The organism is Mesorhizobium sp. M7A.F.Ca.US.005.03.1.1 (assembly GCF_003997975.1).
GTDB classification, from domain to species: Bacteria; Pseudomonadota; Alphaproteobacteria; order Rhizobiales; family Rhizobiaceae; genus Mesorhizobium; species Mesorhizobium ciceri.
This window is the reverse complement of sequence record NZ_RZRO01000005.1, coordinates 137,824-163,685: the sequence shown is the minus strand read 5'-3', so window position 1 is coordinate 163,685 and position 25,862 is coordinate 137,824. Positions and strand designations below refer to the sequence as shown.

The following is a 25,862-nucleotide window of genomic DNA, read 5'->3' as shown; positions in this document are numbered from 1 at the left end:
CTCGCCTGAAGGAAGGCTTCGGGATGAGCGAACGGCGGGCGTGTAAAGCCATCGGCTGTTGCCGCATGACGGTTCGCTACCAGACCAGCAGGCCGGACGACCGCGAGGTTCGCGAGCGGATGAAGGCCGATCGCGCAGGAGCGTCGCCGGTTCGGCTACCGGCGTCTTCTCGTGATGCTGAGGCGGGAGGGCCTGGTCGTGAACCACAAGAAGCTGTTCCGGCTCTATCGGGAGGAGAAGCTCGCCGTCGCCGCCGTGGCGGCCGCAAGCGGGCGATCGGGACCAGGGCGCCGATGCTGGTGCCGCTGAGGCCCGACGAGCGCTGGTCGCTCGACTTCGTATCGGACCAGCTCACCGACGGGCGCCGCTTCCGCATCCTGGCCGTCGTCGACGACTGCACGAGAGAGTGCCTCGCACTCATCGTTGATACGTCTCTCTCGGGCATGCGGGTTGCCCGCGAATTGGACGGCTCATCACCGAGCGGGGCCGGCCCAGGATGATCGTCAGCGACAATGGCAGCGAGTTCACCTCGAACGCCATCCTCTCCTGGGCGGATCAGAACCGCGTCGAATGGCATTACATTGCGCCCGGCAAGCCGATGCAGAATGGCTTCATCGAGAGCTTCAACGGCCGACTGCGCGATGAACTGCTCAACGAGACGCTGTTCACCTCGCTGGCTCAGGCGCGCGTAGCCATCGCCCTGTGGCACGCCGACTACAACACCGCGCGGCCGCACTCCCCCCTGGCAGACCCCGGCCAAGTTCGCCAGCACCTTCAATCCGCGACGGTCGCTCGCGCTGCGCTATGCCAAAGGCTCCGCGCCAGCGCCCGTCGCTTCACCCGCCCAGCAGGGCACAACCCACGCCGGAAACGAACTCAAAACTGCTGGGGCAACGTCAGTCCCATAGAGCCTTGATGGTTATCTCGGCCTTTGCTCGCAGCAGCGCCTTAGGTTGGGCGAAGGCGTTCTCAATCGGATTGAAGTCGGGACTGTAGGGCGGCAGTTAGAGCAGGCTCGCCTGCGGCCTCAATCGCGCCGCGCAGGGTTCTCCAGGCGGATGTCGCCAATGTCAAATTTGCTGGCATCCATGTCGCCCTCGCCAACCGCACAAGCGAAGGCCAGAAAGCCAACATGTGTTCTGCGGCTTAATTAAGAGTCAGCCGATGTCGGCCGAACATCACCTTGTCTCGAAGTCGACGATCGGACAGCAGGTTGCGAAAGTTGGCGCGATGCGAAACAAACTGCTGAAGCGCTCAACTTTTATTGATCACGCGTGTTGGACGCGACGCACTCCCGTTCCAATCGGGCTGAGCGCAAATTCTCCCGGTTCACAAAACTGAGTCGCTGGAGTAGTGGGGGCGCAGAGAAATCTCCGGTCGCAGCCTTACCCGGTCAAAACAAGGATACCAATGATGAAGACTCTCGCCGTCTGCTCTGGCGGATTGGACTCCGTTTCCCTTGCTCACATGGTGGCAGCGGAGCACGAACTCACCGGCCTTCTATCTTTCGACTATGGCCAACGGCACAGGAAGGAATTGGGCTTCGCCGCTCTTTGCGCGCAGCGACTGAAGGTCCCGCACCAGATCATCGACATCGGCGAAATTGGCCGTGGCCTTTCCGGCTCAGCGCTGACTAGCAGTATCGACGTGCCGGACGGCCACTACGCCGAAGACACGATGAAGATTACGGTGGTGCCGAACCGCAATGCCATCATGTTGGCAATCGCCTTCGGTCTCGCCGCCGCCCACAGCGCCGAAGCGGTGGCGGCGGCCGTGCATGGTGGGGACCATTTCATCTATCCCGATTGCCGTCCGGCCTTCATTGAAGCTTTCCAGACAATGCAAGACCGCGCGCTCGACGGCTATGCGCAGATACGCCTCTATGCACCGTATGTGAATCTCGGAAAAGCTGACATTGTTGCGGATGGCGCAAGATACGGCACCCCGTTTGCTGAGACCTGGTCCTGTTACAAGGGCGGCGTGCGTCACTGCGGACGATGCGGGACCTGCGTCGAGCGGCGCGAAGCGTTCCATCTCGCCGGGCACGCTGATCCCACCGACTACGAGGACGCCGATTTCTGGCTTGAGGCGCTGCGCAGGAGGCGCGCGTAATGTTCCACATCAGCAAGGAATTCCACTTCTCGGCCTCGCATCAGCTCACCTCCTTGCCTCCCAACCATCAATGCGCGCGCCTGCACGGGCATAACTATGTCGTCGTAGTGGAGCTGTCGGCCAAGGAACTGGACGCCCACGGCTTCGTGCGCGACTATCACGATCTGGCGCCGCTCAAACGCTACATTGACGAGAGCTTCGACCATCGGCACCTCAACGACGTGCTGGGACATGAGAAGGTCACGGCGGAATGCCTGGCCAGACATTTCTATGAATGGTGCAAGGCACGTCTGCCGCAGACCGCGGCCGTGCGCGTTAGCGAAACACCGAAAACTTGGGCGGAATACCGTCCGTGACCGACATGCATCCCGCAATCCGTGTGAGCGAGATATTCGGGCCGACTATCCAGGGCGAGGGCGTGCTCATCGGCTTGCCGACGGTGTTCATCAGAACCGGCGGATGTGATTATCGCTGTTCATGGTGCGACAGCCTTCACGCGGTGGACAATCAGTATCGCCATGAATGGCTACCGATGCCGATCGATGCCGTGTGGCAAACCGTCCATGCGCTTTCCGGCGGCAGGCCGGTTATGGTCTCCTTGTCAGGCGGCAACCCGGCCATTCAGCCGTTCGGTCCCCTCATAGAACGAGGCCATCGCGAGGGCTATCGTTTTGCACTGGAAACGCAGGGTTCCGTGGTGAGGGAGTGGTTTGCGGATCTTGACGTGCTGACCCTTAGCCCAAAGCCGCCGTCCAGCGAGATGACGACCCGTTGGGCTGCGTTTGATGCATGCCTCGAAGCGGCGCAAGAGAAGCCGCAAATCGTGCTCAAGCTCGTCGTTTTCGACGAGAGTGACTATGCCTACGCCAAAGAAGTCGCGGCGAGATATCCGCACCTTCCGATCTATCTGCAACCCGGCAATCACACGCCGCCGCTCCCTGGCAGTGAAGACGCCTCTGTCGACTTGGACGGAATAATGATGCGAATGGAATGGCTTGTCGAAAGGGTGACTAGCGACAGGTGGTTCGAAGCCCGCGTGTTGCCGCAGCTGCACGTTCTGCTTTGGGGTAACAAGAGGGCGGTCTAGTCTGTGGCTTGCGTCGCACCGGAAGGCCGGGCTCCAACGGCTTGGCAGGCTCTCTTCGCGTGCCGAGTACAGCCGAGCTTTGTTCGCGTCAGCGGTCTCGCGATTGTGCGGCTGGAAACCGCCCGGACACCCCGCTGCCGGCGTGTGTCACCTTGACTCCGATGAGCTGTCGTCACGCAAAGTTGAAATCCGCAAGAACTGGCCTTCTCGCCCCACCTGCTCCGTCGCAAGCACGTCATCCCCTCATCCTTGTCCAGCTCTTATCGATGTATCTCATTGTCCGGCCTGACGCACGACTGTCAGCATGGGAATGCATCCATTGCGCAAATGCCTTCCATAAAGAAGATCGATTTCCTCATTGGCCCAACGTGAAATATAGCAACGTTTTCGTGGCGTGGGTCGGCTGCGTCGGGAGTAGCGATGAAAACGTATTGGGGTCGCCTGCGTCTCCTTGGGCAGCGAGTGTAAAGTATAGCGATGCGGCCTCCGGCGCGAACGGCAGCCGCGCAGTGATCACCTTCGCCTGTGCCTTTGCGGCGGGGGTCAAGCGCTGGTCTGCTAAAATTTTTTATCGTTTAGCTGGTTGAAACTGCCCCCGTTGCGGGCTGCAGAAGCCGGCCAGCCGAGAAACGGCAGCCGCACTTATGAAAGCACGCCAAGGCGTGCGGGCATCTATCAGTTGCAAAGGACAATACTGGCCGCGCCGATTGGCCATCACGCGTCCATTAGGGCAGCCACCAACATCAGTTCGCAAGAGGAGCAAAAGTAATATGTATCGTCGTCACCTGATCAAAGGGTTGGTTGCGCTCGGCGCATGCCGGATTTGCGTTCAAGCCGCCCAAGCGACCAGTGCCCATTGGGGGTACACCGGTCCGGTCGGACCGGAGCACTGGGCTGATCTGGATAAGGAAAATTTCGTATGCTCTGCCGGCACGCAGCAATCGCCGATCAATATCAACAGCGCGGTCAAGGCGGATATCCCGCATATCGCCATCGGCTGGCACAAGGGCGGCGGCAATATGGTGAACAACGGCCACACCATTCAAATCAATATGCCACAAGGCAGCACGCTGACCCGCGGCGATCGTGTCTACGAACTGGTACAGTTCCATTTCCATGCGCCAAGCGAACATCACGTGGCGGGCAAGAGCTTCCCGATGGAGGTGCATTTCGTTCACAAGGACACGCAAAGTGGTACTCTGGGCGTGCTGGGCGTCTTTTTAACGCCCGGCGCGACAAATGCCAGCTTTGCTGCCCTTGCTGCGGCCTTTCCCGAACTGCCGAATGGGGAGGTGACGATCGACGAGGTGAATCCCAACTGGCTTCTGCCAGCCTCGCTTGGCTATTGGACTTATGAGGGCTCACTGACGACGCCGCCGTGCACCGAAAACGTCGAGTGGATGGTGGCGATGGAACCGGTTGACGTTGATCCGGCAGACATCCAGCGATTTGCCTCACTCTACCCGTCGAACGCGCGCCCTATTCATTCACCCAATCGACGCTTCATCCTGCGCCAGAGTTGAGCGCCGCCCCAGCGGTTCCGCACGGTCCAACATTCTTGGCACAAGTTGGCGCGAAGCCTCCTCTTCCGGTCTGGCGGTCTGACGGCGCTCCCCAAGCTGGCTAGTCTAAATGATAGGGATTCGGTGCCGACACCACTCGTCCCAAATACGTCGCGGCGAGGTTTGTCTGCAACCCGGCAATCACACGCCGCCCCGCCGTGGTAATGAAGACGTCTCTGTCGAGTCCGACGGAATATGATGCGCATGGAACCGCTGGTAGAAAAGGTGACCAGCGACAGGTGGTTCGAAGCCCGCGTCTTGCCGCAGCTGCACGTTCTACTCTGGGGTAACAAGAGGGTAGTGTATACCTTCTCCTAGCTTCGCCGCCAACTACTCGGTTTTCCGAATTGCTCTCTATATTCTTGAAGACGATGCGTTCGTTAAAGACATGTGCTGCGCACCTGGTGTAAAAGCTGCTCTCATCATGCAGAGGTCAAGCCAGTCGGGCTCATCCGAGGCTATGGCCGTGAGCACTGTTCAGTTCGGCAGAGAGGGCGCTTTTGTACACACTTTGCGATCGTGGCGGCCCCGTGGGCAGATCTGCAAGCTGCCGCGACACTAACCTCTCGAAGCCCGCCCGCCCGCCTTTCGTGCAGCTTCCTCTGAACAAAACCACCGCTCGCCCTTCAATAGGTTGATGCGTGTCTCCCAGTAAGATTCCTGTCCAAGAACGTGATAATCTTCTTGCCAGTGTTGTAGCTGATGTTGCCCTTGATGCCGCAGCCTACCGCGGCGGGACCAAACTCAATGGCAAGCAGGCCGGCTAGGATCGTGCAGCCAGTCGCGAGCCTCGCCCACAACGGGGTCTCACGCGCATGAGGGCGCCGACCATGGGTTCGGCGGTTCATACGCGTATAACACGTATCTTTCTGAAAAAATCAATGCTCTCGGCTAAGCTACTGAATTATTTGGCTTCCATATAGCGCGTCGGCGGAACCAACTTGTAGACGGGCTATGAAAGGTTAAGCGCGGATGTCTATCGGCCGCCGGCGTTCCCGCTCTGTAAGCCTGCCTGAACTACCCGCGCCGCGGTCAAGCCCCAGGCTCCTGCTCATCCAGCGACCGCCCGATCAATGGCAGGCTGGAAAGACAAGAGCCGATGTCTTCCGATGGTCTCGCCATCAGCTTTGGGCTAACTTCCCCATTCTCCCGCTTCGAGCTCGACACACGGCGGTTTGGATGGCGCACGACAATCTGTGTCGGCTTTGTCGTGTCCGTGACAGACGCCTGAAAGGCCCGTTCGCGCGTTTTGCCGCCGTCTAAGCGGCTGGAATTTAATGACAAAGTTTCTTCTGGGATCGGCCGATCACGCTGGTACGCTTTTTGCGATGCTTGGTGTGAGGCGGCACGAGCTGCCTATCGGCACTTGTGTCGCGGGCAGTCGCGATAATTAGAACGAAGGAAGGAAAGCTATTATGTCAGGTCTGCGTCAGATCGCCTTTTACGGAAAAGGCGGCATCGGCAAGTCCACCACGTCCCAAAATACGCTCGCTGCCCTTGTCGACCTCGGGCAGAGAATCCTCATCGTAGGATGCGACCCCAAAGCCGATTCCACACGCTTGATCCTGAATTCGAAAGCTCAGGATACCGTCCTGGATCTCGCCGCACAGGAAGGCTCGGTGGAAGACCTCGAACTCCAGGACGTGCTCAAGGTGGGCTACAGAGGCATCAAGTGCGTGGAGTCCGGCGGCCCCGAGCCGGGTGTCGGTTGCGCCGGCCGCGGCGTCATCACCTCGATCAATTTCCTCGAGGAGAATGGCGCTTATGACGATGTCGATTATGTCTCCTATGACGTCCTCGGCGACGTGGTATGCGGCGGCTTCGCCATGCCGATCCGCGAAGGCAAGGCCCAGGAGATCTATATCGTCATGTCCGGCGAGATGATGGCGCTCTATGCCGCCAACAACATCGCCAAGGGCATCCTCAAATATGCCCATTCGGGCGGTGTGCGGCTGGGCGGGCTGATCTGCAATGAACGTCAAACCGACCGCGAACTCGATCTGGCCGAAGCACTGGCTGGCCGATTGAATTCCAAGCTCATCCACTTCGTGCCCCGCGACAACATCGTCCAACATGCCGAACTCAGGAAGATGTCGGTGATCCAGTACGCGCCGGACTCAAAGCAGGCAGGGGAATACCGCGCTCTGGCCGAGAAGATCCACGCCAATTCGGGCCAGGGTACGATCCCGACGCCGATCACCATGGAGGAGCTGGAGGAGATGCTGCTCGACTTCGGCATCATGAAGACCGACGAGCAGATGCTTGCCGAGCTTCACTCCAAGGAAGCGGCGAAGGCGGCGGCCCAGTAGTGACATTAGCGCTGCCATGAATCGGCGCGCCTTGCAGAGAACGGCGCCTATTCTTTGAGGCGTCACCCAACCTTGAAAGGGGGACTCATGAGCCGGGAATACGAGAATGACGGTGCTCTTCATGCGAAGCTTATCGAAGAGGTGCTGTCGCATTATCCCGACAAGGCGGCGAAGCGCCGCAAGAAGCACCTCAACGTCGCAAAGAGCGGCAACGAGGCTGGCGGGGAAAGCGAGGTCCTTTCCGAATGCGACGTCAAATCGAACATCAAGTCCATTCCCGGGGTGATGACGATTCGCGGCTGTGCATATGCTGGTTCGAAAGGCGTGGTGTGGGGGCCAGTCAAGGATATGGTCCATATCTCGCACGGCCCGGTCGGCTGCGGCCAATATTCTTGGTCGCAGCGCCGCAACTACTACGTCGGTACAACGGGCGTCGACACGTTCGGGACAATGCAGTTCACCTCCGATTTCCAGGAGAAGGACATCGTCTTCGGCGGCGACAAGAAGCTGGAACAGATCATTGACGAGATTGAAGTCTTGTTTCCGCTCAACAACGGCATCACCGTGCAGTCCGAATGCCCTATCGGCCTGATTGGCGATGACACCGAGGCCGTTTCTCGCAAAAAGACCAAGGAGTATGACAAGACGATCGTGCCGGTACGCTGCGAGGGCTTCCGCGGCGTCTCGCAGTCGCTTGGCCACCACATCGCCAATGATGCAATCCGGGATTGGGTCTTCGACAAAAAGGATGTCAAGTTCGAGGCCGGCCCCTACGACGTCAACGTCATCGGCGACTACAATATCGGCGGCGATGCCTGGGCCTCGCGCATACTGCTTGAGGAGATAGGGCTGCGCGTGGTTGGCAACTGGTCGGGTGACGCCACACTCGCAGAGATCGAGCGCGCCCCGAAGGCTAAGCTCAATCTTATCCACTGCTACCGGTCGATGAATTACATCTGTCGGCATATGGAGGAAAAGTATGGCGTCGCCTGGATGGAGTACAATTTCTTCGGTCCCTCCCAGATCGAAGCCTCTCTGCGCAACATAGCCAAGCATTTTGGGCCGGAAATCGAGGAGAAGACCGAAAAGGTCATTGCCAAGTACAGGCCGCTTGTTGATGCGGTCATCGCCAAGTACCTGTCGCGCCTGGAAGGAAATACCGTGATGCTCTATGTCGGCGGCCTGCGCCCCCGCCACGTCGTCACGGCCTACGAGGACCTCGGCATGGTCATCGTGGGCACCGGCTATGAATTCGCCCACAGCGACGACTATCAGCGCACCGGCCACTACGTGAAGAACGGCACGCTGATCTACGATGACGTGACCGGCTATGAGTTGGAGAAATTCATCGAAGGGATTCGCCCAAATCTGGTCGGCTCGGGAATCAAAGAAAAATACCCGGTGCAGAAGATGGGCATACCGTTCCGCCAGATGCATTCCTGGGATTATTCAGGCCCGTATCACGGCTACGACGGCTTTGCCATTTTCGCACGTGATGTGGATCTCGCCATTAACAACCCGGTCTGGGACCTATTCCACGCGCCTTGGAAAAGAAGCCGGGGCGATGAGCGGGCGATGGCTGCCGAATAAACATTTGCTTCAGCCCCAGTCTCCCACTGAGACGGTGAACTCCCGCGGCCTCTGATCCGCCGGAGCCTGGAACGTCTTGACGTCCTGAGCTGCCGTCCCGCGCAGCCAGATGCAAAAGAGGTAATCATCATGCCGCAGTCGGCTGAAAAAATTCTCGATCACGCTCCCCTGTTCCGCGAGCCGGAATACAGAAAGATGCTCGCTGAGAAGAAGCTAAACTTCGAATGTCCGCACCCCGATGAAATCGTTTCCGATCAGCGCGATTTCACCCAGACGTGGGAATACCGCGAAAAGAACCTCGCCCGCAAAGCGCTTGTCGTGAACCCGGCCAAGGCCTGCCAGCCGCTGGGTGCGGTATTCGCTGCCGCCGGCTTCGAGCGAACCATGTCCTTCGTCCACGGCAGCCAAGGTTGCGTCGCCTATTACCGCTCGCACCTGTCGCGCCATTTCAAGGAGCCTGCCGCGGCGGTCTCCTCCTCAATGACCGAGGATGCGGCGGTGTTTGGCGGCCTGAAGAACATGGTCGACGGGCTCGCCAACACCTACCAGCTCTACGACCCCAAGATGATTGCCGTGTCGACGACCTGTATGGCAGAGGTCATTGGCGACGACCTGCACAGCTTCATCCAGAACGCCAAGGACGAAGATTCAGTCCCGCGCGACTTCGACGTGCCCTTTGCCCACACCCCGGCCTTCGTTGGCAGTCATGTCGACGGCTATGACAACATGGTCAAAGGCATTTTGGAGCACTTCTGGAAAGGTCAGGAGCGTACGCAAATCGAAGGAACCATCAACATCATTCCGGGCTTCGACGGCTTCTGCGTCGGCAACAACCGGGAGCTCAAGCGCCTGCTCGATGTAATGGGCGTGTCCTATACATTGATCCAGGATGCCTCTGACCAGTTCGATACGCCTTCGGACGGTGAATACCGCATGTATGACGGGGGCACGAAGATCAACGAGGTGAAGAAGGCCCTCAACGCCGAGGCAACGCTTTCGCTGCAGCATCACAACACCCGAAAGACACTGGGCTATTGCGAGGAGGTCGGGCAGGCGACGGCCTCGTTCCACTATCCGCTCGGCGTTCAGGCGACGGACGAATTCCTGATGGAGGTCGCGGCGATTTCCGGCAAGGAGATTCCCGAGGCAATTCGCCTCGAGCGCGGCCGACTGGTAGACGCCATGGCGGACAGCCAATCCTGGCTGCATGGTAAGAAATACGCCATCTACGGTGATCCCGACTTCGTTCACGCAATGGCCCGCTTTGTCATGGAGACCGGCGGCGAGCCAACCCATTGCCTCGCCACCAATGGCACCTCGGCATGGGAAGCCGATTTGAAGAAGCTGCTAGCATCCTCGCCTTTCGGCAAGGCTGCCCAGGTTTGGGCGGGCAAGGACCTGTGGGCGCTGCGCTCGCTGCTCTTTACCGAGCCGGTGGACCTTTTGATCGGCAATTCCTACGGCAAGTACCTGGAGCGCGACACCGGAACGCCGCTGATCCGGCTGATGTTTCCGATCTTCGATCGGCACCATCATCACCGCTTTGCGCTCTTTGGCTACCAGGGCGCGTTGCGCGTGCTGACGACGATCCTCGACAAGATCTTCGACAAACTCGATCGCGAGACGAGCGAGACGGGTGTGACGGATTATTCCTATGACCTCACGCGCTAAGAGCCGTGGCCGGCTTTTCGCCGAGGCCATTCCTTGCCCAATGGACTGGGGAGGCTGAGCGATGTCCTCCCTCAGCGCCAAAATCAAGGACGCCTTCGATGAGCCCGCCTGCGATAAGAACCGTGGCAAAGATGCCAAGGCGCGCAAGGAGGGCTGCTCGAAGTCGCTGACACCAGGGGCGGCAGCCGGCGGCTGCGCCTTTGACGGAGCCAAGATCGTCCTGCAGCCGATCACCGACGTTGCGCATCTGGTCCATGCGCCGCTCGCCTGCGAGGGCAATTCTTGGGACAACCGTGGTGCGGTTTCGTCAGGGCCGACCTTGTGGCGGACAAGCTTCACGACCGACCTCACCGAACTCGACCTGGTGATGGGGCAGGGCGAGCGGAAACTCTTCAAGGCGATCCGCGAGATCAAGCACACATACGCGCCGCCGGCGATCTTCGTCTACTCAACTTGCGTAACGGCGCTGATCGGTGACGACATCGAGGCCGTGTGCAAACGCGCCACGGAAAAGTTCGGTTTGGCCGTGGTGCCGATCAATGCGCCTGGCCTGGCAGGCTCCAAGAACCTCGGCAACAAGCTCGCCGCCGAGGCGTTGCTCGATCATGTCATCGGCACGGTCGAACCCGACGACCCCGGGCCCTACGACATCAACATCCTTGGCGAATTCAACCTCTCGGGCGAATTCTGGCTTGTAAAGCCGCTCCTCGATCGGCTCGGCATCCGGGTGCGCGCCTGCATTCCCGGCGATGCGCGTTACCGCGACATTGCTTCCGCGCACCGCGCCCGGGCGGCAATGATCGTGTGCTCGACCGCGCTGATCAGTCTTGCCCGCAAGATGGAGGAGCGCTGGGACATCCCGTTCTTCGAGGGCTCCTTCTATGGCATCTCCGACACATCGCAAGCTCTTCGCAACCTTGTCAGGCTGCTGGTGAGGAAGGGCGCCGATCCGGAGATCCTCGAGCGCACGGAGACGCTGATCGCGCAGCAGGAGGCGATCGCGTGGAAGAAACTCGAATCCTACCGGCAAAGGCTCCAAGGCAAGCGCGTGCTGCTCAACACAGGCGGTGTGAAGTCCTGGTCGGTTGTCCGTGCGCTGATGGAGATCGGAATCGAGATCGTCGGCACCTCGGTCAAGAAATCTACGGTGCAGGACAAGGAGCGCATCAAACAAGTTCTCAAGCACGACAAGCATATGTTCGAATACATGGCTGCGCGCGAGCTGTACGCCATGCTCTCTGAACACAGGGCCGATATCATGCTGTCGGGCGGTCGCACGCAATTCATTGCGCTCAAGGCCAAGACGCCCTGGCTCGATATCAACCAGGAGCGCCAGCACCCTTATGCCGGCTATGCCGGCATGGTGGAACTCGTACGCCAGATCGACCTCGCCATTCACAATCCGGTCTGGTCTCAGGTGCGCCAGCCGGCCCCGTGGGATTGCCAGCCTGATCTAAAAGACGAACTGCCATGCACGAAGAAGGAGTCCGGGCACCTGTTCGATGAATTCGCCGGCGCGACGGCACACGAGTTCAGCGAGTGTTGAGGCGACCGATGGCCCGCATCCTTCCCCAGACCAAATCCGCGGCGGTGAACCCGCTGAAGTCGTCGCAGCCGCTGGGTGCCGCCTTTGCCTTTCTTGGGGTCGACGGCGCGATGCCGCTGTTCCACGGCAGCCAGGGATGCACAAGCTTCGCGCTCGTGCTCTTCGTACGGCACTTCAAAGAAACGATTCCATTGCAGACAACAGCGATGGATGAGGTGGCGACCATCCTCGGCGCTGCCGACCATCTTGAAGAAGCCATCCTCAACCTCAAGAACCGCACGAAGCCAAAGCTGATCGGGGTGTGCACGACCGCGCTGGTGGAGACGCGTGGCGAAGATTGCGCGAGTGATATTGCGAACATCAAGCTGAAGCACACGCAAGAGCTTGCGGGTACGGAGGTCGTGCTGGCCAACACGCCGGATTTTGACGGCGCGATCGAAGAGGGCTGGGCCAAGGCAGTCACCGCAATGATCAAAGGGATTACAGGCTCGGGCGAACGTGCGCGGCAGCCGAAGAAGATCGCGATCCTGCCCGGATGCAACCTCACTGTCGCCGACATCGAGCATATGCGTGACATGGTTGAAAGCTTTGGGCTCAAGCCGGTTATTCTGCCCGACATTTCAGGCTCGCTCGACGGTACGGTTCCTGACCGCTGGGTAGCGACCACATACGGCGGCACCAGCGTCGAAGACATTCGCGAGTTGGGCACGGCCATGCAATGCATCGCCATCGGTGAGCACATGCGCCGCCCGGCGAAAGCGCTGCACGGGTTGACCGGCGTGCCTTACGTGTTGTTCCAGTCACTGACTGGGCTGCAGGACACGGACCGCTTCGTGTCGCTGCTGTCTGCGATTTCGGGCGCGGCGGTACCGGCCCGCGTGCGCCGGCGCCGGGCGCAATTGCAGGACGCGATGCTCGACGGACATTTCCATTTCGGCGGCAAGAAAATTGCCATCGCTGCCGAACCAGACCAGCTGTTCCAACTTGCGACCTTCTTTGCTGGCCTCGGCTCCGAGATAGCCGCGGCCGTCACAACGACCGACAGGTCTAAAATTCTCGAGAAAGTCCCGGCGGTTTCGGTTCAGATCGGCGATCTCGGCGATCTGGAAAGTCTTGCCGTCGGTGCTGACCTGCTTGTCACGCATTCGCACGGGCGCCAAGCATCGGAGCGGCTCCGAATTCCGCTCATGCGCATCGGGTTCCCGGTCTTCGATCGACTAGGCAGCCAGCACAAGCTCGCAATTCTCTATCAGGGCACCCGCGACATGATCTTCGAGGTCGCCAGCATCTTCCAGGCCAACCAACACGCGCCCACTCCTGAGGCGCTTGATCCACTCCGTAATCGAGAAATATCACGATGAACGCTGTTCGCCGCCTCTCGCTGGTCAGTAGTGAGGTTTTCGCCCCGATGCCTGAACGACGTAAGGGCGCATTGCGCGTTGCGATCGCCACTCAGGACATGCAGGACCTCAACGCCCATTTCGGGTCGGCCAGGCGCTTTGCTGTCTACGACGTGACGCGCGAGGAATGGAATCTCGTAGAAGCCGTGGCCTTCGATGACGTGTCCGATGAAAGCGGGGAGCATCGGGCCGAGCGCGATGATCGCATCACGCCAAAGGTGGATGCGCTCAAGGGCTGTCAGATCCTGTTTTGTCTGGCAATTGGCGGCCCTTCGGCAGCCAAGCTTGTCGCGGCAAAAATCCACCCGATCAAAGTGGCGGAGCCCCAATCGATCCCACAGGTGCTCTTGCGCACGCAGATGATGCTCAGGACGTGTCCTCCGCCTTGGCTGCGCAAGGTGCTGGCGCGAGCGGGCATTGCCGAAAAGAAACCGTCCTTCGAGGACGAGGACTGAAAAGAGGAGGACGCCAATGCCTGACCCCGCAATCCCCCCAGCTGTCGCCGAAGACGAGGCGGCTCTTTGCACCCCGTTCGTCAAATGCCTCGTGCGGCTGATCCGTTCTCAGGATTCCTATGGCTCGTGGGAACGCAAAGCGGACGCTGAGCTGCTGGGCGACTTCATCATTACCAAGGAACAGCGCCGAGGGATCCCAATCATCGGAGATCCCGATCCCGACGTGCTGTGGAGGCTCGACAAGTACTACGCCGCCATCGGGCTTGCGATCGAGGAGCGCTGCGGCCTTATGGCATCGCCGATGATCCAGGTGAGCCATGAGGGTTTTGGTCGGGTGCTTTTCACGACCGGACGGCTGGTCGTTTTGTCCAAAACGCTGCGCGATGTCCACCGGTTTGGCTTCGAGACGCTCCTGAAGCTCGCCACGGCCGGTACGAAGCTGGTCGACGATGCGATTTCAGTCATCGAAACCTTTCCCCACGTGGCGCTGGCATGATGGGCGCGATTTTCGAGAAAGGCCATCATGACGGACCCGAGAAACTATGTTGGCCAGTCCCCTCGATCCAGGGACTCGAGGCCGACCAGGTTGTTGGGGTATCGCCGATGAAGAAGCCGCTGGTCCTGATCTGCTCGCAAGATGCCGAGTTCTATCTGCTCTACAGCCACATACTGGAGGTTGACGGTTTCAGCAGTGAGACGGCAGACGGCGCGAAGGCTGCGCTGGCCTTGGCCGAACAACGGGAGCTTCAGGCCGTAGTGCTGGATTGCGACCCAGCCAGCATAAACGGGTCCGCAATTTGCGCCCACCTCAAGCGGGAACCGCGCACCACCGACCTGCCTATCATCGCCCTGATCGCGCCTGGCGCCGAGCACCAGCACCTCGATCTCTTGAAGGCAGGCGTTGAGAGCTTTGTGCGGCCGGTGGCTCCGGCCAAGCTGCTCGACTGCCTGCGGGCGAGGCTCGGGCTGACCAAGCGTGGTCCGAACGGGGTTGAAAACGACAGTTGGATTTGTTGTGGAGGCCTGGAGATGAAGCTCGATGCCCATCGGGTTCGCGGTAATGGCCACGACATCCATCTCGGACGGATCGATTTCAACGTGCTGCGGCTTATGATTGAGGCCCCCGGCAAGGTCTTCAGCCGGGACGAGCTTATCGGGGCGGCCTGGCTGCCCAACATTCATGTCGGTGCACGCACCGTCGATGTCCATATCAGCCGAATCAGGAGGGCGCTGAAAACGGCCTTGCCCGGCAGCGTCATTCGCACCGTCAGGTCGGCCGGCTACTCGCTCGAGAAGCCGGACGACTGAAATCGGTGATCGAACGTGGTGCCGCTCTCTCTTCCTCCTGAGAGCGGTGTTGCCGCTTTGAGGCGCTCCTAACGAAGACCAGGAGAAGCAGGCAAATGGAATTTAAAAGCATATTCAGTGTGACGGGTGCTGATCATTCTGATGAGGACCTCACAACAGCTGCCGGACTGTGTGCCGAGGTCGGCGCGCACCTATCGGTACTCATTATACCGCCTCCATTGCTCTTGATGTCGTCTCCGCCCCCCGAATGGAATACAGGACGTGCACAGGCAATTGCAGTACCGAACTATCGATTTCAGCAAATCGAGAAATTTTCACAGGACGTGACCAGAATGGAAAGACGGTCCGCGGATATCCTCAAAAGGCTGAAAGCTATGTCGCTTTCCTGTGACGTTGACACCGACTATTGCGATCCGGCTAGCCTCGGTGAAGTGGCACGACAGCGGGCGCTCTGCGCTGACCTGACGATCGTTGGAGGAGACCTCCTCAACGATGAGACTCTCGGACCTCCTGTTGTCAACGGCTGCTTGTTCGATAGCGGAAAGCCGGTGCTCATCGTGCCGAAGGGCGTTAAGGCGACGCTGTCGCCTCGACGCGTGCTGGTCGGCTGGGATTCGCGTGTAGAGGCCTCGCGTGCGGTTCGGGAAGCTCTTAGTATCCTATCCGCTGCCAAGGAAGTCTGTGTCGCTATGGTCGATCCAAAGGCGCAAAACAACGGGAAAGGCGCGCAGTCTGGAGCTGACATCGCTGCCTATCTTACTCGGCACGGTGCTCGGGTCTCCGTTGACCTGCTTAAGAGCGCCGGCAAATCGGCGGGCACAGTGCTGACCCAGCACGCGAACGACATCTGTGCTGACATGATGGTTATGGGTGCTTATGGCAGCCGTGGGCTGCGTGAGCGGATTTTCGGCGGTCCGCCGAGCTGGAGCTTTGGGAAGACCACATTGCCGCTGTTTTTGGCTCGCTGATCAGCTCCGTAGGAACACCGATCAGGTCGTAGGACCGCCAACCAGTCCGAAGTCGTCGTCGGTTACCGGTCGGATTGCGGAGACATGGCTGGATCCGCGAACATCTTGCGACGCTTGTCAGAGCCAAACCGGACGCCTCGACTGCTTCACGACGCTCTCGTGAACCAACTCGTGCGAGATCGTCCGCAACGGGCAGTAAAGACGAACGGCTGCAGCAGACCGCAGCCAAGCCACAGGGCGGGTGTACCAGGAGACCCCGCCTCGTGCGCGAACCCTGTTGGAAGGCCCCTTATCAGTACCCGGACGCGCGTCAAATCGGCGGCTGTCCCTGTCAGCCTGCGGTGTGCAAGGGCCGCTGCCGCGGAGCTTCCCCTGCCCGATCGTCGGGCGTGCGACAATGTCGGATTCCAGACGAGCTGGAACTGCGCGAACTCGTTGGTTTGACAGGTCTTTATCCGGCACGCCGCATGCATGGGAGTCTCCGAAAGCATTAAGAGCCGTTATCCATGGTTACGCCCCTCGAAAGAAAGAGCCGCTTCCGTCGTGGCAGGGAAACAGCCACTCCTGGGGTGGAGGCCGGCGCTAGAAGCCGCCGTAAGATCCGGAAGAGCCGCGCGACAGCATCACACACTTTCCTTCTGCTCTTGGGTTCGGATCACGCCGCGCCGCTGTCGATGCCGCCGACATTGAGCCCAAGACCTGGAAGGCGGCACACGCTTTTGCTGTCCTCTCAGTCGGGACCGCGGCTCAAGCATGCCTGTGAGGTTCGCATTGCTCAATGCCCGGCAATCGACGTCAACATGCCGCTGAGTTGGAAAACACTCCTAGAGGAGTAAGGATAAGTGGACCTCTTTTGTATTGGTGTGGGTGCTGGACCATCTAATTTGAGCCTTGCGTGTCAGATACAGGAAGAGATTGCGCAAGGGGCACTGTTCCTGGACCGGGAGGTCGATTTCCGAGGACATCCAGGCAGCGCTTTCGATTGCGCGGAGCTCCAGGTCGGCCACTTCCAGGATCTGGTTACTCTGGTCAATCCGCGATCAGCCTACACATTCGTAAACTACCTCCACGAGAACGGGCGTCTTTACAATTTCCTCAATGCGCAATTTCACGGGGTGCTTAGAGCCGAGTTCGCCCAATATCTCAACTGGGCGTTCCAGAAGAATCCGCTTGTCCGTGGCGGCGAGGCCGTTCGCGAAATCCGCTTTGACGGCGAGTTTCGCGTGCGGACGGACAACGCGGTCCTTGATGCAAGAAACCTCGTCATCGACATAGGCAAGCAGGCGCAAATTCCGCCTCAGTTTCATGGCTGGACTGGACCCAACCTGTTCCACTCATCTGAGTTGGCCCACATCAATCCTGAGGTGCAAAAAAAGCATGTCTGCGTTGTTGGCGGCGGACAGTCGGGAGCCGAGCTGCTACTGCACCTTGTCGGCCGGCCGAAAGAACGGCGGCCCGCGGCGATCACATGGGTCTTGACGCGCGAGATGCCTTTCGACGACCACGCGTTCACAAACGGGCTGTTCACGCCATGCTTCTCGGATCGTTTTGCTGCGATGAGCGAGGTGCATCGACAGCTGTTCCTGCGGCGTTTCGCGCTTGCCTCCGAGGGCATTTCAGAAAGCAAGTTGCGCGCGGTCTATCAGGCGCTCTACCACCACGCCTTTCTCGAGCCACACCAATGCGAGATCACATTGCGGCCAAGTTGCAACGTGTCGCGCTGCATCAATGCCGGAGCAGGGCACAGGCTCACGCTGCAACGCGGCTTGGACAACATCGGAGAAGTAACCGCCGATATCGTCATCCTGGCCACCGGGTACGAGAAACCGCTGCCGGGTTTCCTAGAACCGATCGCAGATCGCCTCGAACAGATCGGCAATGAGCTCGCCATCGGCGAGGATTTTTCGGTGTACTGGGACGGACCGCGAGACCGACGCCTTTTCGTTCAGAACGCCTGCCTTGGACAGCGCGGGCTGGCTGATCCGAACTTTGGGCTGCTGGCCTGGCGAGCGCGCCGCATCCTTGACAGCCTTCTGCGGCGCGCGCCATGCGCCAATCCCGAGCATCTAGGGTTCATCAACCGTCCCTTGACGGAGTGCTGGCCCGACCTCGGAGTCGAACAAATGGGCAGCGGGATATGATTCGTCGATATTGATGATCGGCGGTGGCATTCAGGAAAGATTTCCGCCTCTGGCGGCAAAAGCGGGACGAGCAATATTCCTACGGCGTCAGATCGCTCTGCTCGCGCTTGAGCAAGGTAGCGTCGCGCGACTCCTGCTTGGCGTGAAACAGCAAAGGGCATTCAATCACGATGCAGCTTTACGTGCTGTCGGGCTCAACGCCACGTGGATCGAGCCCAACGCCGCCGTTGGCAACCGCGACGCGAATTATGACGCCGGGCCACATGCGGCGGTGGCTGCAAGGGTACCGAGCCTCTCCCGCACTTTCGACCCCATCGCCGAAGTGCGACTACTCCAGGACGCCGAAGCCGGTCTTATCGCCAGCGGGCCAGCCAAACTCTCACCTTCCTAAACGGCAGCCGCTAAGGTGAGCCGTCGAAAGCCGACATTCAGGTTAACGTCAGCTGGCCGTGTTAGGGCTCGCTTATTCAAGGCGGTACCGGCGCTTGCCGAAGCTAAGAAGGGTTGGCATGCCCTTTGCCGTGCTTGATGTGCGGCAACACGGTGAGAGCTCCGCTGAAGCAAGCGAGAGGGAGCAATGCCCTCGAGACCGTGTCCGATTTTGACTGGAAAATATTCCGCGACAAAAGAGACGAAAGGTGTGGAATGACTTTGGACACCAAGATGGAACTGCGTATGGGGTCCCCGGCTCCTGCGCTGAAAGTGGAGAACTGGCTGCGTGGCGAGCCCCTCACGAGCCTTCGGCCCGGCAAGGTCTACCTCGTTGAATTTTGGGCGACTTGGTGCCGACCATGTGTCCACGCCATGCCCCATTTGATCGAACTGCAGGAGAAATATAAAGACAGCGGATTTGAGATTATCGGAGTCGCAGCTTGCGAAAAGGCTGCAACCGCGGACGAAGCGCGGACCAACGTGGATGCCTGGCTGACCGAGAAGTTCCCGAATCTGAATTATCGGACAGCGTTCGATTGCACTGGCGAAATGAAAAAGCTCTGGCTGGAACCCAGCTCTTCGTTCGGGATTCCCACCTCGTTCGTGGTCGACCGCGACGGCCACATCGCTTATATCGGCCACCCGGCACCTCTCGATGACGTTTTGCCGAAAGTCCTTAACGGCAGCTGGCGCAGCAGCTATGAAGCGAAAGCCGTCGATGCAAAGCGAATCTCGCGTGTGCGCGAATCGTCGCTGAGTCAGCCGATATACGCCAAACTTGGGCCGGCGATGCAGGACGAGGATTGGGCAGCGGCACTATTGGCCATCGAAGAAGGCCTCGCCGTGATGCCAGACTCTTTTGATTTTCGGCGGGTTCATGCGGATATTCTGCTTCACAAGCTGCGCGACATCAAAACCGGCTTGCCGCTTATGCGCGAATTGGTCGAGGACGCGATCAACAAAAAGTTCGAAGCGATGTCTTGGGTGGTGATGGCGCTGAACCAACTCTTCCATCCCACGATCGACAACTCCCATCTTCCGCATGATGATCGCTTTGCGATGGGCAAGGAGCTCTCCGAACAGATCCTGGAACTTAATCCTCCGCAAGGCGATGGAGACTTTAAATTCGGGTGTTACTTTCCGGTCGCTCAGTATTATTACGAGAGCGGCAACAAGGACCGGGCGATCGAGTTGATCGAGGTGGCAATCAAATCGCTGGACCATTCGGAGCCAGTGCCGGACCAAACCAAACAGCGCTACCTCACCTCGTTGCTCCAAGCCCTGGCCAACTACACGGGTGAGCCTGCCTGTCACGCGGGTCTCTGTGTGGCTCCGCAAAACAAGACTTCCGAAACTCAAAACGCTGTCACTTCCTGAGCAAGGATCGCGAAGGGCATGACAATTGGAATTGAACACCGGCAAATCCGCCCGCCCAGGCGCACTTCGCAGCAATAACGTCGATGCCGCAAAAGTGCGCGGCTTGCGGCAGGTGGAATTTCCATTGCGTTTACCTCGGGTCGAACCGCGGCGCAGGCGTTCGCGCCGCGGTGAAAGGTCTCGCATTGGTGGACGTGCTCGAGGTCGGCCACGGGACACTGTTGCGTGGGATCGGCTCGCCCAAGCCATTCCCCGCCCACGCAAGCGCCCGAACCACACATCGCAGAAAAAGAGATCGTCCTTCAAGAGGAGTACTGAAATTGGGGAAAAGCGAAATTCCTCATGAACCGGTTGGCCCTGCTGTCCACGGGGACGACGAGGCCCTTGCTTCCCCGTTCGTCAAATGCCTCCTGCGGCTCATTCGTACTCAGGATTCCTTCGGCTTATGGGAAGGCCATTCGGATGCCGAGCTGCTGGCCGAGTTCATCATCACCAAGCAACAGCAACGTGCGGTACCCTTTGGCGGCGATCCCGATCCTGACGCGCTGTGGAGGCTCGACATGTTTTACACCGCCGTAGCGCTTGCGATCGAGGAGCGCTCCGGCGTGTCGACGTCGCCGACAATAGAAATGAAACCCGTGGGGGCTTCCGGCGGTTGGGCGTTCTGTCGAGACGTCCACCGGTTCGGCTTCGAGACTTTCCGCAAACTTGCTGAGGCCGGTACGAAACTGGTCGACGATGCGACTGCAGCCATTGAAGCCTAGCCCGAGATGGAGCGCATCAAGAAACCATTGTTCCAGGAAGGATCTATGTCAGACCTAGATAGGATGAGGAAAAAAGTCTGAAAGCTCCAGTTGCGTGCAGCTATTGCCAAGATGGCATTGCAGGACCTCGTCGAGGGTCTGCCGGGCAAGTGGGCCGACATACAGGAAGTCGCCGAGAAAACCCAAGCCGTTTATGCCGAGTTGGATGTTGCCAAGAGAGAACTCGCTTCAATGAAGAATTTAGGATGATGCGCACATTCACCACCCGTGACGGCTCCATTTGGATGCCGCCGTACCTGACCTCCATCGATAGCAAATCTGCATCGGCTGCTGCCGTTGTTTCAAGGTCTGCTCGCGCGATGTCATGCATCTTCACGGCGTTGATGATGCGGGTGAAATCCTCGCCCCTGCGATGACGAGGACGACGATTTCGACGGCAAGCTCAATCGCATGATCATGGTTGTCGATGATGCCGGCCGCTGCATAGGCTGCGGAGCCTGCGGCCGCGTCTGCCCCAAGAACTGCCAGACGCATGTTCCGGCCGACGAGCTCGCAACATGATCTGGCGAAAACCAGGGGAGCGGCGTGCACTTCATCTTTTTGTCGGCTCGTGGGGCTGGTCCTGTGCAGCAATGCGTCGATGGTTTACTTCGCTTTGGATTCGCTCCGTGTGGCAGTCGTCACGACGCTGGCCTGTTCGCTGCTGCTTCAGGCCGGCTACTTCGGCCGCGTGCTCTTTCTGATCTGGCAGTCCTCTAGCCGCGCTCGTGGAACTCGCCACAGGGGCCAGCATGCCGATGGTTACAGGAAAGCTCGGGTACCAGTCGTCTGACTCTGATCAACTGCGGAATGCAATTTTCAGCTGTGTCCCGGCTTGGTCGAATGCCCAGCATGTGCTGCTGCTTTGATGCGCGGATGACAGGATCAGTGCTCAGACCCACACCAATTTTGGTCACCCTCTGATGACTGAGCTGATCGTATAGGGAATCTGTGTTCGGCTAACACGCGACCATACCCCTGGGCTGACCGGTGCGTAGCAGGTTCAGGTACTTTTTTGCTGGAGATAGCATGCTGGAAAAATTCGAACGTTATCCGCTCACCTTTGGACCCACGCCGATCGAGAGGCTCGACCGCCTCGGCAAGCATCTGGGCGACAAGGTGGAAATCTACGTCAAACGCGAGGACTGCAACTCCGGTCTCGCGTTCGGCGGAAACAAGCTGCGCAAGCTCGAATACATTGTGCCCGACGCGATCGCGTCAGATGCCGATACGCTCGTCACAATCGGTGGCGTGCAGTCCAACCATACGCGCATGGTCGCTGCGGTCGCCGCCAAGATCGGCATGAAATGCCTCCTGGTCCAGGAGAGCTGGGTCCCACATGATGATGCTGTCTACGACCGGGTCGGCAATATCCTCTTGAGCCGCATCATGGGGGCAGAGGTGCGCCTGGTTGACGAGGGCTTTGACATCGGCATCCGCCGCAGCTGGGAAAAGGCACTTTATGAAGTCAAGGCAAGGGGCGGCAGGCCATATGCGATACCTGCCGGCGCCTCTGTCCACAAATACGGCGGCCTGGGCTATGTGGGGTTCGCTGAGGAGGTGCGTGCCCAGGAAGAGCAGCTTGGGTTTGCCTTCGACTATATCGTCGTCTGTACGGTGACTGGTTCAACCCACGGCGGCATGCTCGTCGGGTTCGCCAAGGATGGTCGACAGCGCAACGTGATCGGTATCGATGCCTCCGCCATGCCCGCCAAGACCAAGGCGCAGGTGCTTGGCATCGCCCAAAATACAGCGAAGCTCGTCCACCTCGGAGCGGAAATTGTCGAGGCAGACGTGGTGTTGTTCATGGACTACGCGTACCCGGGTTATGGCGTTCCATCGGAGGAAACCAAAGAGGCAATCCGTTTGTGCGCGCGGCTCGAGGGCATGATTACGGACCCCGTTTACGAGGGCAAATCGATGCAAGGGATGATCGACCTCGTCCAGAGGGGCTTCTTTCCACAGGGATCGAGGGTCCTCTACGCACATCTAGGCGGCGCACCGGCGATCAACGGGTACGGCTACACCTTTCGCAACGGCTGACGTTCGGCAGTCTGCGATTCCGCGGTCGCGCTCGAACGTGGGTAGGTAGCGTCGTTCGAGCGCTTGGCTGGAGAAGTGGAGGCAGCGACGGGCATCCACTAATTGGTACCATTACGTGCTGTCGGTGCTCAACGCCACGCGCATTGAGCGCATGCCGCCGTTGGCAACCGCGAGGCGAATTTTGACTCCGGGGCAAGAATCCACACGCGGCGGTGGCGGCACGAGGACCAAGCCGGCGAGTTCGCGCTTTCGAACTGGCGCCAAACTGCCACTGCTCGAGGGCCGAGGCCAGTCTAATCACAGGCGAGCCGTCCAAGCTCTCAAGAGTGATAGGGCGAAACCCGACAGCGGCAGAAGACATGTCGGGTTCACGACAATCGGCCGCATTTGGCCTCGTGGAGAATTTCAAAGCATTTCCCGCCGCTTACCGGAGCTGAGGGAATTGGCACCTCCGTTGCAGCTTGATGTGCGGCAACACGGTGAGAGCTTCGCTGAAGCAAGCCAGAGGGAGCGATGCCCTCGAGACCGTGTCCGATTTTGACTGGAAAATATTCCGCGACAAAAGAGACGAAAGGTGTGGAATGACTTTGGACACCAAGATGGAACTGCGTATGGGGTCCCCGGCTCCTGCGATCAAAGTGGAGAACTGGCTGCGTGGCGAGCCCCTCACGAACTTTCGGCCCGGCAAGGTCTACCTCGTTGAGTTTTGGGCGACTTGGTGCGGACCATGTGTCGACGCCATGCCCCATTTGATCGAACTGCAGGAGAAATATGAAGGCAGCGGATTTGAGGCGGTCGGAGTTGCCGCCTGCGAACAGGGTCCTACCGCAGACGAGGCGCGGACCAACGTGGATGCCTGGCTGACCGAGGAGTTCCCGAATCTGAATTATCGTATCGGGTTCGATTACATTGGCGAAATGAACAAGCTCTGGATGGATCCCAGCTCTTCGATTGGGATTCCCACCTCGTTCGTGGTCGACCGCGACGGCCACATCGCTTTTATCGGCCACCCGGCGGAACTCGATGACGTTTTGCCGAAAGTCCTTAACGGCAGCTGGCGCAGCAGCTATGAAGCGAAAGCCGCCGATGCAAAGCGCATCGCGCATAACCAACTTGCAGCGCGCGAAATGTCGCTTACCGGGCCGATATACGCCAAACTTGAGCCGGCGATGCAGGCCGAGGATTGGACGGCGGCGCTCTTGGCCATCGAAGAAGGCCTCGCCTTGATGCCAGACTCTTGTGAGTTCCGGCAGATTCATGCGGATCTTCTGCTTCACAAGCTGCGCGACATCAAGACCGGCATGCCGGTCATGCGAGAATTGGTCGAGGACGCGATCGACAAAACGTCCGACGCGGTGTCGTGGATGGCCTTGGCCCTCAACCAACTCTTCGATCCCACGATGGACAATTCCCATCTTCCGCGCGCGGAGCGCTTTGCGATGGGCAACGAGCTCTCGGAACAGATACTGGCACTCAATCCCCCGAACGGCGATGGCCCGTTTAAATACCTCCGGTACCTCCCGGTAGCTCAGTATTATTACGAGAGCGGCAACAAAGATCGCGCAATCGAGTTGATCGAGGTGGCACTGAAATCGGTGGACCGGCTGGGGCCAATTCCGGACCACACCAAACAGTACTATCTTACCCCATTGCTCGAAGCACTGGCCAACTACACGGGTGAGCCTGCCTGTCACGCGGATCTTTGTGTGGCTCCGCAAAAGAAGGCACCCGAAACTCAAAACGAAGTCACTTCCTGAGCAAGAATCGCGAAGGGACTGACAATTGGAATTGAACACTGGCCAATCCGCCCATCGAAGCTCTCTTCGCAGCAAGTATGTCGATGCAGCAGGGCGGCGGCTTGCGGAAGGTTGGATTTCAATTGCGTTGACCACCGGTCGGATCGCGGCGCAGACGATGTGCGCCGCGAATTCGCGCCGCAGGTCTCGCACTCGTGGACATGTCGAGGTCGGCCACGGGGCACTCTTGGGGTTGGCCCGCCCAAGCCATTCGTCGGCCACGCAAGCGGACCCGGAGTGGGCATCGCAGGAAAAGGAAATCGTACCTCGAAGACGAAGACTGAAATGACGAACAACGAAATTCCTCCGGTTGGCCCTGCTGTCAACAATGACGACGAGGCCCTTGCTTCCCCGTTCGTCAAATGCCTCCTGCGGCTCATTCGTACTCAGGATTCCTTCGGCTTATGGGAAGGCCATTCGGATGCCGAGCTGCTGGCCGAGTTCATCATCACCAAGCAACAGCAACGTGCGGTACCCTTTGGCGGCGATCCCGATCCTGACGCGCTGTGGAGGCTCGACATGTTTACACCGCCGTAGCGCTTGCGATCGAGGAGCGCTCCGGCGTGTCGACGTCGCCAATAATTGGAATGAAGCCCCTGCGGGCTTCCAGCGGTTGGGCGTTCTGTCGAGACGTCCACCGGTTCGGCTTCGAGACTTTCCGCAAACTTGCTGAGGCCGGTACGAAACTGGTCGACGATGCGACTGCAGCCATTGAAGCCTAGCCCGAGATGGAGCGCATCAACAAAACCATTGTTCCAGGAAGGATCTATGTCAGACCTAGATAAGATGAGGAAGAAAGTCCGAAAGCTCCAGTTGCGTGCAGCTATTGCCAAGATGGCATTGCAGGACCTTGTCGAGGGTCTGCCGGGCAAGTGGGCCGACATACAGGAAGTCGCCGAGAAAACCCAAGCCGTTTATGCCGAGTTGGATGTTGCCAAGAGAGAACTCGCTTCAATGAAGAATTTAGGATGATGCGCACATTCACCACCCGTGACGGCTCCATTTGGATGCCGTCGTACCTGACCTCCATCGATAGCAAGACCTGCATCGGCTGCTGCCGTTGTTTCAAGGTCTGCTCGCGCGATGTCATGCATCTTCACGGCGTTGATGATGCGGGTGAAATCCTCGGCCCCTGCGATGACGAGGACGACGATTTCGACGGCAAGCTCAATCGCATGATCATGGTTGTCGATGATGCCGGCCGCTGCATAGGCTGCGGAGCCTGCGGCCGCGTCTGCCCCAAGAACTGCCAGACGCATGTT

The 25,862-nt window shown here is 59.2% G+C and carries 23 protein-coding genes and 5 pseudogenes; 27 read left to right on the top strand and 1 reads right to left on the bottom strand.

The window, feature by feature from the left end:
* A pseudogene (locus EN990_RS04255) lies at positions 1-908 on the top strand (IS3 family transposase); the annotation flags it as partial.
* Here the strand turns inward: EN990_RS04255 and EN990_RS04250 are convergent.
* Positions 903-1,044 (bottom strand): annotated as a pseudogene (locus tag EN990_RS04250) (transposase); the annotation flags it as partial. The pseudogenes EN990_RS04255 and EN990_RS04250 sit on opposite strands and share 6 nt — an antisense overlap.
* A 369-nt stretch (positions 1,045-1,413) precedes the next feature.
* Here EN990_RS04250 and queC point away from each other — a divergent pair.
* The 26 genes and pseudogenes from queC to fdxB (EN990_RS04115) all read left to right on the top strand — a co-directional run.
* Positions 1,414-2,112: a 7-cyano-7-deazaguanine synthase QueC gene (gene queC, locus EN990_RS04245; RefSeq protein ID WP_063170389.1), complete on the top strand. Its 699-nt coding sequence runs from the start codon at positions 1,414-1,416 to the stop codon at positions 2,110-2,112.
* Entirely contained in the window at positions 2,112-2,468 is a 357-nt protein-coding gene (gene queD, locus EN990_RS04240) for a 6-carboxytetrahydropterin synthase QueD (protein ID WP_063169374.1), read from the top strand. The genes queC and queD overlap by 1 nt, the downstream gene beginning before the upstream one ends.
* A gap of 5 nt (positions 2,469-2,473) precedes the next feature.
* On the top strand, positions 2,474-3,199 hold the full coding sequence (gene queE / locus EN990_RS04235; protein WP_164548811.1) for a 7-carboxy-7-deazaguanine synthase QueE: 726 nt from the start codon (positions 2,474-2,476) through the stop codon (positions 3,197-3,199).
* A gap of 770 nt (positions 3,200-3,969) precedes the next feature.
* On the top strand, positions 3,970-4,722 hold the full coding sequence (locus tag EN990_RS04230) for a carbonic anhydrase (protein ID WP_063169372.1): 753 nt from the start codon (positions 3,970-3,972) through the stop codon (positions 4,720-4,722).
* A gap of 160 nt (positions 4,723-4,882) precedes the next feature.
* A pseudogene (locus EN990_RS35995) lies at positions 4,883-5,079 on the top strand (7-carboxy-7-deazaguanine synthase QueE); the annotation flags it as partial.
* Between the two features lie 1,097 nt (positions 5,080-6,176).
* Positions 6,177-7,070 (top strand): nitrogenase iron protein, encoded by an 894-nt coding sequence (gene nifH / locus EN990_RS04215; protein ID WP_024505261.1) that lies wholly within the window; start codon positions 6,177-6,179, stop codon positions 7,068-7,070.
* Between the two features lie 87 nt (positions 7,071-7,157).
* Complete coding sequence (nifD, locus tag EN990_RS04210) at positions 7,158-8,660, top strand: nitrogenase molybdenum-iron protein alpha chain (protein WP_024505262.1); 1,503 nt, start codon at positions 7,158-7,160, stop codon at positions 8,658-8,660.
* A gap of 129 nt (positions 8,661-8,789) precedes the next feature.
* On the top strand, positions 8,790-10,331 hold the full coding sequence (gene nifK, locus EN990_RS04205; protein WP_024505263.1) for a nitrogenase molybdenum-iron protein subunit beta: 1,542 nt from the start codon (positions 8,790-8,792) through the stop codon (positions 10,329-10,331).
* Between the two features lie 61 nt (positions 10,332-10,392).
* The gene (nifE, locus tag EN990_RS04200; RefSeq protein WP_024505264.1) at positions 10,393-11,877 is read left to right on the top strand and encodes a nitrogenase iron-molybdenum cofactor biosynthesis protein NifE; all 1,485 of its coding nucleotides are present in this window, start codon (positions 10,393-10,395) and stop codon (positions 11,875-11,877) included.
* An 8-nt stretch (positions 11,878-11,885) separates the two neighbouring features.
* Entirely contained in the window at positions 11,886-13,238 is a 1,353-nt protein-coding gene (gene nifN / locus EN990_RS04195; protein ID WP_024505265.1) for a nitrogenase iron-molybdenum cofactor biosynthesis protein NifN, read from the top strand.
* Positions 13,235-13,732: a nitrogen fixation protein NifX gene (gene nifX / locus EN990_RS04190; protein WP_063169371.1), complete on the top strand. Its 498-nt coding sequence runs from the start codon at positions 13,235-13,237 to the stop codon at positions 13,730-13,732. Before nifN ends, nifX begins: the two co-directional genes overlap by 4 nt.
* Before the next feature lie 16 nt (positions 13,733-13,748).
* Positions 13,749-14,228 carry a NifX-associated nitrogen fixation protein gene (locus EN990_RS04185; RefSeq protein WP_024505267.1) on the top strand — a complete coding sequence of 160 codons (480 nt, stop codon included), beginning with the start codon at positions 13,749-13,751 and terminating at the stop codon, positions 14,226-14,228.
* A complete protein-coding gene (locus EN990_RS04180; protein ID WP_063169370.1) occupies positions 14,225-15,040 on the top strand; it encodes a response regulator transcription factor in 816 nt (271 codons plus the stop codon). Before EN990_RS04185 ends, EN990_RS04180 begins: the two co-directional genes overlap by 4 nt.
* Positions 15,041-15,135: 95 nt before the next feature.
* Complete coding sequence (locus EN990_RS04175) at positions 15,136-16,008, top strand: universal stress protein (protein ID WP_063169369.1); 873 nt, start codon at positions 15,136-15,138, stop codon at positions 16,006-16,008.
* Between the two features lie 842 nt (positions 16,009-16,850).
* Positions 16,851-18,149: a SidA/IucD/PvdA family monooxygenase gene (locus tag EN990_RS04170; protein WP_063169368.1), complete on the top strand. Its 1,299-nt coding sequence runs from the start codon at positions 16,851-16,853 to the stop codon at positions 18,147-18,149.
* Between the two features lie 13 nt (positions 18,150-18,162).
* Entirely contained in the window at positions 18,163-18,540 is a 378-nt protein-coding gene (locus EN990_RS04165; RefSeq protein WP_024505270.1) for a hypothetical protein, read from the top strand.
* Between the two features lie 272 nt (positions 18,541-18,812).
* Positions 18,813-19,958, top strand: a complete 1,146-nt coding sequence (locus tag EN990_RS04160; RefSeq protein WP_063170388.1) for a TlpA disulfide reductase family protein — start codon at positions 18,813-18,815, stop codon at positions 19,956-19,958.
* Positions 19,959-20,278: 320 nt separating this feature from the next.
* Positions 20,279-20,722: a DUF269 domain-containing protein gene (locus EN990_RS04155; protein ID WP_224571203.1), complete on the top strand. Its 444-nt coding sequence runs from the start codon at positions 20,279-20,281 to the stop codon at positions 20,720-20,722.
* Between the two features lie 90 nt (positions 20,723-20,812).
* Complete coding sequence (locus EN990_RS04150) at positions 20,813-20,971, top strand: CCE_0567 family metalloprotein (RefSeq protein WP_224571204.1); 159 nt, start codon at positions 20,813-20,815, stop codon at positions 20,969-20,971.
* Positions 20,968-21,283: pseudogene (gene fdxB, locus EN990_RS04145) on the top strand (ferredoxin III, nif-specific). Before EN990_RS04150 ends, fdxB (EN990_RS04145) begins: the two are co-directional and overlap by 4 nt.
* Entirely contained in the window at positions 21,255-21,554 is a 300-nt protein-coding gene (locus EN990_RS36775) for an exopolysaccharide production repressor protein (protein ID WP_082826585.1), read from the top strand. The pseudogene fdxB (EN990_RS04145) and the gene EN990_RS36775 overlap by 29 nt, the downstream one beginning before the upstream one ends.
* 236 nt (positions 21,555-21,790) lie before the next feature.
* The gene (locus EN990_RS04135) at positions 21,791-22,804 is read left to right on the top strand and encodes a 1-aminocyclopropane-1-carboxylate deaminase (protein ID WP_024505903.1); all 1,014 of its coding nucleotides are present in this window, start codon (positions 21,791-21,793) and stop codon (positions 22,802-22,804) included.
* A 599-nt stretch (positions 22,805-23,403) separates the two neighbouring features.
* Entirely contained in the window at positions 23,404-24,561 is a 1,158-nt protein-coding gene (locus tag EN990_RS04130; protein ID WP_063170386.1) for a TlpA disulfide reductase family protein, read from the top strand.
* Positions 24,562-24,885: 324 nt separating this feature from the next.
* Positions 24,886-25,322: pseudogene (locus EN990_RS04125) on the top strand (DUF269 domain-containing protein).
* A gap of 46 nt (positions 25,323-25,368) precedes the next feature.
* Positions 25,369-25,572, top strand: coding sequence for a CCE_0567 family metalloprotein (locus EN990_RS04120; protein WP_063169367.1), 204 nt, complete (start codon positions 25,369-25,371; stop codon positions 25,570-25,572).
* Positions 25,569-25,862, top strand: a 294-nt coding sequence (gene fdxB / locus EN990_RS04115; protein WP_206518522.1) for a ferredoxin III, nif-specific, incomplete at its 3' end; no start/stop codon positions are given. The genes EN990_RS04120 and fdxB (EN990_RS04115), both read left to right, overlap by 4 nt.

Excerpts from the sequence above, each read along its gene's own strand:
- queC (WP_063170389.1), top strand. The coding sequence starts at position 1,414 with ATGAAGACTCTCGCCGTCTGCTCTGGCGGATTGGACTCCGTTTCCCTT.
- queD (WP_063169374.1), top strand. The coding sequence starts at position 2,112 with ATGTTCCACATCAGCAAGGAATTCCACTTCTCGGCCTCGCATCAGCTC.
- queE (WP_164548811.1), top strand. The coding sequence starts at position 2,474 with ATGCATCCCGCAATCCGTGTGAGCGAGATATTCGGGCCGACTATCCAG.
- EN990_RS04230 (WP_063169372.1), top strand. The coding sequence starts at position 3,970 with ATGTATCGTCGTCACCTGATCAAAGGGTTGGTTGCGCTCGGCGCATGC.
- nifH (WP_024505261.1), top strand. The coding sequence starts at position 6,177 with ATGTCAGGTCTGCGTCAGATCGCCTTTTACGGAAAAGGCGGCATCGGC.
- nifD (WP_024505262.1), top strand. The coding sequence starts at position 7,158 with ATGAGCCGGGAATACGAGAATGACGGTGCTCTTCATGCGAAGCTTATC.
- nifK (WP_024505263.1), top strand. The coding sequence starts at position 8,790 with ATGCCGCAGTCGGCTGAAAAAATTCTCGATCACGCTCCCCTGTTCCGC.
- nifE (WP_024505264.1), top strand. The coding sequence starts at position 10,393 with ATGTCCTCCCTCAGCGCCAAAATCAAGGACGCCTTCGATGAGCCCGCC.
- nifN (WP_024505265.1), top strand. The coding sequence starts at position 11,886 with ATGGCCCGCATCCTTCCCCAGACCAAATCCGCGGCGGTGAACCCGCTG.
- nifX (WP_063169371.1), top strand. The coding sequence starts at position 13,235 with ATGAACGCTGTTCGCCGCCTCTCGCTGGTCAGTAGTGAGGTTTTCGCC.
- EN990_RS04185 (WP_024505267.1), top strand. The coding sequence starts at position 13,749 with ATGCCTGACCCCGCAATCCCCCCAGCTGTCGCCGAAGACGAGGCGGCT.
- EN990_RS04180 (WP_063169370.1), top strand. The coding sequence starts at position 14,225 with ATGATGGGCGCGATTTTCGAGAAAGGCCATCATGACGGACCCGAGAAA.
- EN990_RS04175 (WP_063169369.1), top strand. The coding sequence starts at position 15,136 with ATGGAATTTAAAAGCATATTCAGTGTGACGGGTGCTGATCATTCTGAT.
- EN990_RS04165 (WP_024505270.1), top strand. The coding sequence starts at position 18,163 with ATGATCGGCGGTGGCATTCAGGAAAGATTTCCGCCTCTGGCGGCAAAA.
- EN990_RS04160 (WP_063170388.1), top strand. The coding sequence starts at position 18,813 with ATGGAACTGCGTATGGGGTCCCCGGCTCCTGCGCTGAAAGTGGAGAAC.
- EN990_RS36775 (WP_082826585.1), top strand. The coding sequence starts at position 21,255 with ATGTTCCGGCCGACGAGCTCGCAACATGATCTGGCGAAAACCAGGGGA.
- EN990_RS04135 (WP_024505903.1), top strand. The coding sequence starts at position 21,791 with ATGCTGGAAAAATTCGAACGTTATCCGCTCACCTTTGGACCCACGCCG.
- EN990_RS04130 (WP_063170386.1), top strand. The coding sequence starts at position 23,404 with ATGGAACTGCGTATGGGGTCCCCGGCTCCTGCGATCAAAGTGGAGAAC.
- EN990_RS04120 (WP_063169367.1), top strand. The coding sequence starts at position 25,369 with ATGTCAGACCTAGATAAGATGAGGAAGAAAGTCCGAAAGCTCCAGTTG.